We start from the raw sequence: 12,440 nt of genomic DNA, 5'->3' as shown, positions 1-12,440 counted from the left end.
TAGTAGGTGAGTGATGGGGTGACGCAGGAAGGTAGTCCATCCCGGGCGGTGGTTGTCCCGGGGTAAGGGTGTAGGACGTCAGGTAGGTAAATCCGCCTGGCAATAGTCTGAGACCTGATGCCGAGCCGATTGTGGTGAAGTGGATGATCCTATGCTGTCGAGAAAAGCCTCTAGCGAGTTTCATGGCGGCCCGTACCCTAAACCGACTCAGGTGGTCAGGTAGAGAATACCGAGGCGTTCGGGTGAACTATGGTTAAGGAACTCGGCAAAATGCCCCCGTAACTTCGGGAGAAGGGGGGCCATTCCTGGTGATGATCTTTTCGGTCTGAGCTGGGGGTGGCCGCAGAGACCAGCGAGAAGCGACTGTTTACTAAAAACACAGGTCCGTGCGAAGCCGTAAGGCGATGTATACGGACTGACGCCTGCCCGGTGCTGGAACGTTAAGGGGACCGGTTAGCTGGCTTTCGGGCCGGCGAAGCTGAGAACTTAAGCGCCAGTAAACGGCGGTGGTAACTATAACCATCCTAAGGTAGCGAAATTCCTTGTCGGGTAAGTTCCGACCTGCACGAATGGCGTAACGACTTCTCGACTGTCTCAACCATAGGCCCGGTGAAATTGCACTACGAGTAAAGATGCTCGTTTCGCGCAGCAGGACGGAAAGACCCCGGGACCTTTACTACAGTTTGATATTGGTGTTCGGTTCGGCTTGTGTAGGATAGCTGGGAGACTTTGAAGCTCGGACGCCAGTTCGGGTGGAGTCGTCGTTGAAATACCAGTCTGGTCGTGCTGGATGTCTAACCTGGGTCCGTGATCCGGATCAGGGACAGTGTCTGATGGGTAGTTTAACTGGGGCGGTTGCCTCCTAAAGGGTAACGGAGGCGCCCAAAGGTTCCCTCAGCCTGGTTGGCAATCAGGTGTTGAGTGTAAGTGCACAAGGGAGCTTGACTGTGAGACCGACGGGTCGAGCAGGGACGAAAGTCGGGACTAGTGATCCGGCGGTGGCTTGTGGAAGCGCCGTCGCTCAACGGATAAAAGGTACCCCGGGGATAACAGGCTGATCTTCCCCAAGAGTCCATATCGACGGGATGGTTTGGCACCTCGATGTCGGCTCGTCGCATCCTGGGGCTGGAGTCGGTCCCAAGGGTTGGGCTGTTCGCCCATTAAAGCGGTACGCGAGCTGGGTTTAGAACGTCGTGAGACAGTTCGGTCCCTATCCGCTGTGCGCGTAGGAGTCTTGAGAAGGGCTGTCCCTAGTACGAGAGGACCGGGACGGACGAACCTCTGGTGTGCCAGGTGTTCTGCCAAGGGCATGGCTGGTTGGCTACGTTCGGGAGGGATAACCGCTGAAAGCATCTAAGCGGGAAGCCTGCTTCGAGATGAGGGCTCCCACCCACTTGATGGGGTAAGGCTCCCCGTAGACGACTGGGTTGATAGGCCGGATATGGAAGCACGGTAACGTGTGGAGTTGACCGGTACTAATAGGCCGAGGGCTTGTCCTCAGTTGCTCGCGTCCACTGTGTTGGTTCTGAAACCACGAACAACCCCATGTGTCACACGTGGTGCGGTTGTCAGTTTCATAGTGTTTCGGTGGTCATAGCGTAGGGGAAACGCCCGGTTACATTCCGAACCCGGAATCTAAGCCTTACAGCGCCGATGGTACTGCAGGGGGGACCCTGTGGGAGAGTAGGACGCCGCCGAACAATACTTCAAAGGGTTGGACCCCGAACTTCGGTTCAGGGTCCAACCCTTTTTTGTTCTGCGTCACTTGAAGTTCACGTTGCGCGCCCAGCATCCACTACATGGGTACTGCTGCACTGCTCAGGGCCGCTGGTGTCGGAGTCGGTGACGAGGTCGTGGTGCCGGCCTTCGGCAACGTGGAAGTCGCCGAAGCCGTGGCGACGGCAGGAGCGCTGCCGGTGTTCGCCGACATAGATCCGACGACGTACTGCCTGGAACCGGCCGCCGTGGAAGCCGCCGTAACCCCGCGGACAGCGGCCGTCGTTGTCGTCCACCGCTTCGGCAGGCCCGCCGACGTCGCACGACTGCACGCCCTCGGCCGGCGCCACGGACTGCTGGTGCTGGAGCACGGCGAGTCCGAGTCGCCGTACGACGAGATAGCCCAGCGGCGGGAACGGGCGGCCTACCTCGACGCCAAACTGCGCGGCGTCCGGACACCCGAAGGCGGCGTCGGACACACCTACCAGCAGTACGTGGTGCGAGTACCCGGCAACGGGCGGCCCGACCGCGACGCCTTCGCACGCGCCATACGAGCCAAGGGCGTCGAATGCCGCGTACCGGTGAAGACCCCGGTGCACCGGCTGCCCGAGTTCCGCCGCTGCGTGTCCCTGCCCGAGACCGAGCGAGCCGCCGACGAGACGCTCGCACTGCCCGTCGACGCCACCCTGACCAAGAGGGACATGCAGCGGATCGCGTCCGCGTGCAATGCGCTGGGCGGACTTCTGCAACCCGCCCTCTGAGCGTGGTTGGGAGCACGGGCCGGTTCGGGGTATGATCTATTCCGTTGGCGCGAGGGAAACCTCGCAAGCAACAGGCCCCTATAGCTCAGTCGGCAGAGCGTCTCCATGGTAAGGAGAAGGTCAACGGTTCGATTCCGTTTGGGGGCTCGGACAGAAAGGCCCCGCCCAATCGGGCGGGGCCTTTTGCGTGTTCCGTAACCGGCCGCCTTCTAGTCGTTCTGCACACCCGGTACGCGCATGGCCAGGATGGCCATGTCGTCGGACGGCGCATCCGTGGCGAAGCGTTCCACGGCGCGCATGATGCGGGCCGCCACCGCGCCCGCCGTCAGACCCGTACACGTCGTCAGGACATCGGCGAGACCGTCGTCGCCCAGCATCCGGCTGCCCTCACGGCGCTCGGTGACACCATCGGTCACACACAGCAGGACGTCACCCGGATCGAGGGTGACCGTCTGCTCGTACAGCTCCAGATCCTCCAGGACACCCAGCAGCGGCTGAGGCTCGGCAGCCGGTTCGACCGTGCCGTCCTGGCGCAGACGCAGCGGAAGCGGATGGCCGGCGCACACCACCTTCAACTCCGCACTGCCGTCCGCCTGCGGGCGCAGCTCGCCGTACAGCAGCGTGAGGAAACGGCTGCGGGCACCCTCGTCGAGAATCGCGGAGTTCAGACGCTCCAGGACCGCAGGGCCGCTCAGGCCCTCGCGTGCCAGCAGCCGCAGGGCGTGCCGGGCCAGGCCCGTGACCGCCGCCGCGTTCGGACCCGTACCGCAGACATCGCCGATGGCGAAGCCGTAGGCGCCGTCACTGATCGGGAACAGGTCGTAGAAGTCACCACCGACCTCGTTGCCCTCGCCGGCCGCCCGGTAGATGACCTCGACCTCCACGCCGTCGATCAGCGGAAGCTCCGGCGGCAGGAGGCTGCGCTGGAGGGACTGGCTGATGGCCGTGCGCTCGGAGTACAGGCGGGCGTTGTCCAGAGCCAGCGCGGCACGCCGTGAGAGGTCCTCGGCGAGTTCCAGGATCTCCTGGCGGAAGTGCTCGTCCGTCGGCTTGCCGAGCGTCAGCATGCCGATGACACGGTTACGGGCCACCAGCGGCAGCACAACGGTTTCCCCGCCGACCGCGGACGCCGTGGCCAGCGTCGGACCGATGCCCGGGGTGACCTGCCGCGTGGGGCCGCCGCTCAGACCGAGACTGCGCATGGAGGTGCGCAGCGCCGCCTGATGGGCGACCTCGGCCGGAGCCGACCAGACGCGCGCACCCGGCGTCGGCACCGGATCGGGCGGCGGAACCTTCGACAGCAGGGACTTGATGCCGTCGATCAACTCCTCGTCCTCGTGCAGCACATAGGACAGATACGGCTCCGACGCCTGGTCGGCGATCGTGTAGACGGCACACCAGGTGGCCAGGGTCGGAACCGTCATCTGGGCCATCAGCGCCAGCGTCTGGTCCCGGTCCAGAGTGCCCGCCAGCAGATCGGACGCTTCGACGAGGAAGCTGAGCGAGCCGCGACGCAGGCGTTCCAACTCGCCCAGGCGGGCCGACTCCACGGCGAGAGCGATACGGTCCGCCGCGAACTGCAGGCGCAGCGCCTCCTCGTTGGAGTACCTGCCCGGCGCCTCGGCGGCGACACCGAGGGAACCGGTGAGGCGGCCCTCGACCTTCAGCGGGACGGTGACGACCGAGCGCATGCCCGTGCCGTTGAGGAGCGGCACCGCGCCGGGCACGGCGGTCAGGTCCTCGTGGACGGCCGGCATGCGGGCCGAGCCGTAGCGACCCGGGCCCGCCTCGACGGGCACACGGGCGAAACGCTGGCGGGCCGACGGCAGGCCCGTGGAGGCGCGGACCTCCAGCTCCGTCTCGTCGTCGGTGGCCAGCAGCAGGAAGGCCGAGTCGCCGTCGAGCATGTCGCGGGCGCGTTCCACCGTGCGCTGCAGCAGACCGTCCAGGTCGTCCGGAGCGGGAGAGCCGATGAACACCTCGAAGGGATCGGTGCTCTGCCCCTCGGAGACACCCGACGCGTCGGACGCCGGGCCGCGCAGCGGGGTCTGCAGAACCGCCCGTTCGTGGTCCCGCACCAGGAGACAGACGGTTGACGGCTCCCCGTCGGTGTCACGGACCCGCAGGTGAGAGGCGTACACCGGGATGACCCGGCCGCCCGCGCCACGGATGCCGTAGCTGCCCTCCCAGCGGGAGAGCCGCAGCGCGTCGGCGATGCCGGTGCCCGTGCCCGGAGTGTGCGGCCAGGCCGCGAAGTCCGTCAGCGGCTTGCCGGTGACCTGCTCGGCCGTGTAGCCGAACAACTCCTCCGCGTCCTCGTTCCAGGCGCTGACGGAGCCGCCGCGGTCGACCTGGACGACGGCCACGCGGACCCGGGCGTCGGCCAGCGGGAGAAGATGCGCCGGCAGGGACGGGCCGGCGGTGCGGGTGCCGACCGGACGCTCGGGAAGATCCAGCTGGAACCAGACGGTCTTGTGCGTCGGCGTGTAGTCCACACCCCAGTGGCCGGCCAGGGCCGCGCACAGCTGGAGCCCGCGGCCTCCCTCGCGGTCCGGGCTGCCCATGTTGACGGGCAGGCCCTGCAGCGGGACCTCGCGCTCCGGGTACCGGTCGGCCACCTCGATCCGGACACCGACGTCGCTGCGCAGGCAGAGCAGATCGGCGGAGGTGCCGGCATGGACCACGGCGTTGGTCACCAGTTCGCTGGTGAGAACGACCGCGTCGTCGACGATGTCGCCGAAGCCCCAGCCCTGGAGGGTGTCGCGGACGAAGGAGCGGGCGCTCGCGACAGATCGCCCGACGGGCTCGAAGCTGGCGGCCGCGCGCGCGGTGATCACAGAACTCCTCGACCGGTTCTCGACGGGCATGGCTCCCTGGCCGACCGGCTCGCGCCGCTGCTGCGGCAGGCCGTCAGTCGGCCGCGGGTCCGGGGGCTGCTCCCCCGGGATCAGTCCGGTGGTCATGTGTGCGGCCGCCCCTCCGATGCCCGCTCTTCTCCCTGCCACCGCCCAGGCCGGACGGACCGGCGTGGCTGGACAGCCGCATGCAAGGTTACTTACCTTCGCGGTCCGAGCGGATGCCGGTCTGCTGTGTTTCCGTCCGGAGGTGTCTTCCACCCGCCGTGTGTGCGGACGGTGTGCGAAGCTGCCGAACTGTTATGGCCTGGTTCGGCAGGGGTGAAACACTGGGCAGGCTTGTGGTGAAGGCCCGGACAGGCCGTGTGTCTTCCCCGTCGGGTGGGCAGCAGCCCCCTGGCGGCGCCTGGGAACGCCGGGCAGGACATCGCAGTAGTACGGAAACAGCACAGTAGGAACGGGAACGCCGCTGGTGGTGTGCCCGGGCACAGCGGTAACGGTCGACCCCTGCGGGAGGGACACAGTGGAGTCTGGCGCAGCGACGCGGGGCACGAAGACGCGCGCGAAAGGCGGACAGTCCCTGAGTAAGCCGACAAGGTCGCGGGGCGGGACGACGACGGTGGACACGGCGGCCCTGAACCGGCTGCTGACGGCGCTCGTGGCGATGCGGGACGGAAACTTCCGCAAACGGCTCACGGTGACCGGCGACGGCGTGATGTCGGAGATCGCGGCGGTCTTCAACGAGGTCGCCGACCGCAATCTCCACCTGACGGGCGAGCTGGCGCGGGTGCGCCGGATGGTCGGACGTGAGGGAAAACTCACGGAGCGGCTGGAGACGGGAGCCTCCGAGGGCTCCTGGGCCACCGCCATCGACAACTCCAACGCGCTGGTCGACGACCTGGTGCGGCCCGTCTCCGAGGTCAGCCGGGTGCTGTCGGCGGTGGCCGAGGGCGACCTGTCGCCGCGTATGGAGCTGCGCACCCAGGCGCCGGACGGGGCGGGGCATCCGCTGCGGGGCGAGTTCCTGAAGGTCGCGCGGACCGTCAACAACCTGGTCGACCAGCTGTCGACGTTCACCGACGAGGTCACGCGCGTGGCCAGCGAGGTGGGCACCGAGGGCAAGCTGGGCGGTCAGGCCCAGGTGCGCGGCATGTCGGGCTCCTGGAAGGACCTGACGGACTCCGTCAACACCATGGCGGAGCGGCTGACGGCGCAGGTGCGCGACATCGCGCTGGTGACGACGGCCGTCGCGCGCGGTGATCTGTCCCGCAAGGTCACCGTGCACGTCGAGGGGGAGATGCTGGAGCTGAAGAACACCGTCAACACGATGGTGGACCAGCTCTCCGCGTTCTCCTCCGAGGTGACCCGCGTCGCCCGCGAGGTCGGCACCGAGGGCGCCCTCGGCGGCCAGGCGCAGGTCCCCGGTGTGGACGGTGTGTGGAAGGAACTCACCGATTCCGTCAACACGATGGCCGGGAACCTCACCGCGCAGGTGCGCGGGATCGCCGAGGTGACGACCGCGGTCGCCAACGGTGACCTGTCGCGGAAGGTGACCGTGCCGGCGCGCGGCGAGGTCGCGCAGCTCGCCGAGACCATCAACCAGATGACCGAGACGCTGCGGATCTTCGCCGACGAGGTGACGCGCGTCGCCAACGAGGTCGGGGCCGAGGGGCGGCTCGGCGGTCAGGCGAACGTGCCGGGCGCGGCCGGGACGTGGAAGGACCTGACGGACTCCGTCAACACGGTGTTCCGCAACCTCACCACTCAGGTGAGGGACATCGCCGCGGTGACGACGGCGGTCGCCAACGGTGACCTGTCGCAGAAGGTCACCGTGGACGTGGCCGGCGAGATGCTGGAGCTGAAGAACACCGTCAACACGATGGTCGACCAGCTGTCCGCGTTCGGTGCCGAGGTCACGCGGGTCGCGCGGGAGATCGGCGTCGAGGGCGAGCTGGGCGGCCAGGCGCAGGTGCCGGGCGCGGCCGGGACGTGGAAGGACCTGACGGACTCCGTCAACACCGCGTTCCGCAACCTCACCGGACAGGTGAGGAACATCGCCCAGGTGACGACCGCGGTCGCCAACGGCGACCTGTCGCAGAAGGTCACCGTGGACGTCTCCGGCGAGATGCTCCAGCTGAAGAACACCGTGAACACGATGGTGGACCAGCTGTCGAGCTTCGCCGACCAGGTCACGCGGATGGCGCGGGACGTGGGTACGGAGGGCCGGCTGGGCGGTCAGGCGCGCGTGGACGGCGTGTCGGGCACCTGGAAGGAGCTCACCGACTCCGTCAACTCCATGGCGTCGAACCTGACCGGCCAGGTGCGCAACATCGCGCAGGTCACGACGGCCGTCGCGCGCGGTGACCTGTCGCAGAAGATCGACGTCGACGCGCGCGGCGAGATCCTGGAGCTGAAGAACACCATCAACACGATGGTGGACCAGCTGTCCTCCTTCGCCGACCAGGTCACGCGCGTGGCCCGCGAGGTGGGCACCGAGGGCCGCCTCGGCGGTCAGGCGCAGGTGCCCGGCGTCGCCGGTGTGTGGCGGGACCTGACGGACTCCGTGAACGGCATGGCGTCCAACCTGACGGGCCAGGTGCGCAACATCGCCCAGGTGGCGACGGCGGTGGCCCGCGGTGACCTTTCGCAGAAGATCACCGTGGACGCGCGCGGGGAGATCCTGGAGCTCAAGAACACGCTGAACACGATGGTGGACCAGCTGTCGTCGTTCGCCGAAGAGGTCACGCGGGTGGCCCGTGAGGTGGGTACGGAGGGCATCCTCGGCGGTCAGGCCGAGGTGCAGGGTGTCTCCGGCACCTGGAAGGACCTCACGCAGTCCGTGAACGGCATGGCGAACAACCTGACCCTCCAGGTGCGCAACATCGCCGAGGTCACCACCGCGGTCGCCAAGGGCGACCTGTCGAAGAAGATCACCGTCGACGCCAAGGGCGAGATCCTCGAGCTGGTCACCACCGTCAACACGATGGTCGACCAGCTGTCGTCGTTCGCCGAGCAGGTGACCCGGGTGGCCCGCGAGGTGGGCACCGAGGGCATCCTCGGCGGTCAGGCGCACGTGCCGGGCGTCACGGGCATCTGGAAGGACCTGAGCGACAACGTCAACCTGATGGCCAAGAACCTGACCACGCAGGTGCGGAACATCTCCCAGGTCTCCGCCGCCGTCGCCAACGGCGACCTGACGCGGCAGGTCAGCATCGAGGCGCGCGGCGAGGTGGCGCAGCTCGCCGACACCATCAACACCATGGTGAAGACGCTGAGCGCGTTCGCCGAGCAGGTCACCAAGGTGGCCCGCGAGGTGGGCACGGACGGCATCCTGGGCGGTCAGGCGCATGTGCCGGGTGTGGCCGGTACGTGGAAGGACCTCACCGAGTCGGTGAACCAGATGGCGTCCAACCTGACCGGTCAGGTGCGCAACATCGCCATGGTGACGACGGCCATCGCCAAGGGTGACCTGACGAAGAAGATCGACATCGACGCGCGCGGCGAGATCCTGGAGCTGAAGACGACCATCAACACCATGGTCGACCAGCTGTCCTCCTTCGCGGAGGAGGTCACGCGCGTGGCCCGCGAGGTGGGCACCGAGGGCCAGCTGGGCGGCCAGGCACGCGTGCGGGACGTCGACGGCACCTGGCGGGACCTGACGGAATCGGTGAACGAGATGGCCGGGAACCTGACCCGGCAGGTGCGTGCCATCGCGCGGGTGGCGACCGCAGTGACCCGCGGTGACCTGAACCTGAAGATCGACGTGGACGCCTCGGGGGAGATCTCCGAGCTGCAGGACTACATCAACAAGATGATCGCCAACCTGCGCGACACCACGATCGCCAACAAGGAGCAGGACTGGCTGAAGGGCAATCTGGCCCGGATCTCCGCGCTGATGCAGGGCCGCCGCGACCTGGACGACGTCGCCTCGCTGATCATGAGCGAGCTGACGCCGGTGGTCTCGGCGCAGCACGGCGCGTTCTTCCTCGCGATGCCGCTGGTCGACGGCGAGGACCTGAACTCCGCGGACGACGACCACTTCGAGCTGCGGATGCTCGGCTCGTACGGCTACTCCATGGGGTCCATGCCGACGTCGTTCCGGCCGGGTGAGGGGCTCATCGGGACGGCCGCCATGGAGAAGCGCACGATCCTGGTGGAGAACGCGCCCAGTGGTTATCTGAAGATCTCCTCGGGGCTCGGGGAGGCGCCGCCGGCGCAGGTGATCGTGCTGCCGGTGCTGTTCGAGGGGAAGGTGCTCGGCGTGATCGAGCTGGCCTCGTTCACACCGTTCACGCACATCCAGAAGGACTTCCTCAACCAGATCGCCGAGATGATCGCGACGAGCGTGAACACCATCTCGGTCAACACCAAGACCGAGCGGCTGCTGGCGCAGTCGCAGGAGCTGACCGAGCAACTGCGGGAGCGGTCGGCGGAGTTGGAGCAGCGGCAGAAGGCGCTGCAGGCGTCCAACGCCGAACTGGAGGAGAAGGCCGAGCTGTTGGCCCGGCAGAACCGCGACATCGAGGTGAAGAACACCGAGATCGAGGAGGCGCGGCAGGTCCTGGAGGAGCGCGCCGAGCAGCTCGCGGTCTCCATGCGGTACAAGAGCGAGTTCCTGGCCAACATGTCGCACGAACTGCGCACGCCGCTCAACTCGCTGCTCATTCTGGCCAAGTTGCTCGCCGACAACGCCGAGGGCAACCTCTCGCCGAAGCAGGTCGAGTTCGCGGAGACGATCCACGGCGCCGGTTCCGACCTGCTGCAGCTGATCAACGACATCCTCGACCTGTCGAAGGTCGAGGCGGGCAAGATGGACGTCTCGCCGACACGGATCGCGCTGGTGCAGTTGGTGGACTACGTGGAGGCCACCTTCCGTCCGCTGACCGCGGAGAAGGGCCTGGACCTGTCGGTGCGCGTCTCGCCGGAGCTGCCGGCCACGCTGCACACCGACGAGCAGCGGCTGCTGCAGGTGCTGCGCAACCTGCTGTCCAACGCGGTGAAGTTCACCGACTCCGGATCGGTCGAGCTGGTCATCCGGCCCGCCCGCGACGACGTCCCGCAGGCCATCAGGGAGCAGTTGCTGGAGGCGGGCTCGCTGACCGACCCGGACGCGGACCTGATCGCGTTCTCGGTGAGCGACACCGGCATCGGCATCGCGGCGAGCAAGATGCGGGTGATCTTCGAGGCGTTCAAGCAGGCCGACGGCACCACCAGCCGCAAGTACGGCGGTACGGGGCTGGGGCTGTCCATCTCGCGGGAGATCGCGCAGCTGCTCGGCGGTGAGATCCACGCGCAGAGCGAGCCGGGCCGCGGTTCGACGTTCACGCTGTACCTGCCGCTGCACCCCAGTGAGCTGCCGCCGCACGGCTACGCGCAGCCGATGCCCGTGCTGGAGGCCGGTGAGCTGGTGACCCCGGCCGAGCTGACCTCCGGCGAGGTCGAGACGCCGGCGGAGGTGAAGTCGTACCGGGACACCCAGAACGGTCCCGCCGCGCTGTTCCGGCGGCGCCGCAGGATCGCGCCCCAGCCGGAGCAGCGGCCCGCGGAGCCGGAGCAGTGGTCGGGCGTGGAGCAGCCGGAACCGGCGCCCCGGCTGTCGCGCCGCGGGATCCGCTTCGGCGGGCAGAAGGTGCTGATCGTCGACGACGACATCCGCAACGTGTTCGCGCTCACCAGCGTCCTGGAGCAGCACGGTCTGTCCGTGCTGTACGCGGAGAACGGCCGTGAGGGCATCGAGGTGCTGGAGCAGCACGACGACGTGGCGGTCGTCCTGATGGACATCATGATGCCCGAGATGGACGGGTACGCGACGACCACGGCGATCCGGCGGATGCCGCAGTTCGCCGGGCTGCCGATCATCGCGCTCACCGCGAAGGCGATGAAGGGCGACCGGGAGAAGGCGATCGAGTCGGGAGCCTCCGACTACGTGACCAAGCCGGTCGACCCGGATCACCTGCTGTCGGTGATGGAGCAGTGGATGCGCGGGGAGTGAGGGCGGCGTCGGGAGAGCGCGCGAACATGACGGAAAGCTTCGGTGTCCGTGCCGCGTCGTGGACACGGGGCGCGCCACGTCGTGTAGAAGTGTTGGATTCGGGGAACCTTCTGGTCTCCCGCTGCGTTTCTGCTATGTGCACAGTGACATCACGGTGACAGGGTGTGTCGACGGGCGGGGTGCGGCTACGATGACCGGCACAAGGACGGGCGGCGCAAGGGAGCCGTCCCCTGGGGCGGTACTCACCGGTACGTCCTCAGGTCCTGCGGACAGGGGAGGCCCCAAGCCGGGGCGAGGAGGGCGGGCCATGGTGCAGAAGGCCAAGATCCTCCTGGTCGATGACCGGCCGGAGAATCTGCTGGCGCTGGAGGCGATCCTCTCGGCGCTCGATCAGACGCTGGTGCGGGCATCGTCCGGGGAGGAAGCGCTCAAAGCACTGCTCACGGACGACTTCGCGGTCATTCTGCTGGACGTCCAGATGCCGGGCATGGACGGTTTCGAGACCGCCGCGCACATCAAGCGGAGAGAGCGGACCCGGGACATCCCGATCATCTTCCTCACCGCGATCAACCACGGCCCGCACCACACCTTCCGCGGGTACGCGGCGGGTGCGGTCGACTACATCTCCAAGCCGTTCGACCCGTGGGTGCTGCGGGCGAAGGTCTCGGTCTTCGTGGATCTGTACATGAAGAACTGCCAGCTGCGGGAACAGGCGGCGCTGCTGCGGCTCCAGTTGGAGGGCGGCGAGAAGGACAGCGACGAGCCGAAGGAGTCGGCGGGCCTGCTCGCCGAGCTCTCGGCGCGGCTCGCGGCCGTCGAGGAGCAGGCGGAGGCGCTCACCAAGCAGCTCAACGACGACTCGGCCGACGCTGCGGCGGTCGCCACGGCGGCCCATCTGGAGCGCAAGCTCACCGGGTTGCGGCGGGCGCTGGACGCCCTCGAACCCGGCGCCGGCAGCGCCTCGTCGGTGCCGTCGCAGAACTGACCCGCGTGGCAGGGGCCTTGCCCGGCCCCGTGGTGCGGGCCGGGCTCGAGCCGACGTCAACTCCCCTTCACCGTCGCCCCCTGCGTCAATTTCGCGCCGTTGTCGGAGCGACACGAACGGGTGAAGCATCG

The 12,440-nt window shown here is 67.6% G+C and carries 4 protein-coding genes, 1 tRNA gene and 2 rRNA genes; 6 read left to right on the top strand and 1 reads right to left on the bottom strand.

Features of this window, described 5'->3' with window-relative positions:
- From FGW31_RS08620 to FGW31_RS08605, 4 genes are all read left to right on the top strand, one after another.
- Positions 1 to 1,499 (top strand): 23S ribosomal RNA (locus tag FGW31_RS08620); the annotation flags it as partial.
- Positions 1,500 to 1,583: 84 nt separating this feature from the next.
- Positions 1,584 to 1,700 (top strand): 5S ribosomal RNA (rrf, locus tag FGW31_RS08615).
- A 114-nt stretch (positions 1,701 to 1,814) separates the two neighbouring features.
- Positions 1,815 to 2,477, top strand: coding sequence for a DegT/DnrJ/EryC1/StrS family aminotransferase (locus FGW31_RS08610; protein WP_161175313.1), 663 nt, complete (start codon positions 1,815 to 1,817; stop codon positions 2,475 to 2,477).
- A gap of 74 nt (positions 2,478 to 2,551) precedes the next feature.
- A tRNA-Thr gene (locus tag FGW31_RS08605) sits at positions 2,552 to 2,624 on the top strand.
- Between the two features lie 62 nt (positions 2,625 to 2,686).
- Here FGW31_RS08605 and FGW31_RS08600 read toward each other — a convergent pair.
- Positions 2,687 to 5,440, bottom strand: a complete 2,754-nt coding sequence (locus FGW31_RS08600) for a SpoIIE family protein phosphatase (protein WP_142192780.1) — start codon at positions 5,438 to 5,440, stop codon at positions 2,687 to 2,689.
- 415 nt (positions 5,441 to 5,855) lie between these two features.
- Between FGW31_RS08600 and FGW31_RS08590 the strand changes: the two genes are divergently transcribed.
- Complete coding sequence (locus FGW31_RS08590; protein ID WP_142192779.1) at positions 5,856 to 11,324, top strand: HAMP domain-containing protein; 5,469 nt, start codon at positions 5,856 to 5,858, stop codon at positions 11,322 to 11,324.
- A 307-nt stretch (positions 11,325 to 11,631) separates the two neighbouring features.
- On the top strand, positions 11,632 to 12,309 hold the full coding sequence (locus tag FGW31_RS08585) for a response regulator (protein WP_142192778.1): 678 nt from the start codon (positions 11,632 to 11,634) through the stop codon (positions 12,307 to 12,309).
- Positions 12,310 to 12,440 lie beyond the last annotated feature (131 nt).

The organism is Streptomyces calvus (assembly GCF_006782915.1).
GTDB lineage: Bacteria > Actinomycetota > Actinomycetes > Streptomycetales > Streptomycetaceae > Streptomyces > Streptomyces calvus.
This window is presented reverse-complemented; position numbering and strand designations above follow the sequence as displayed.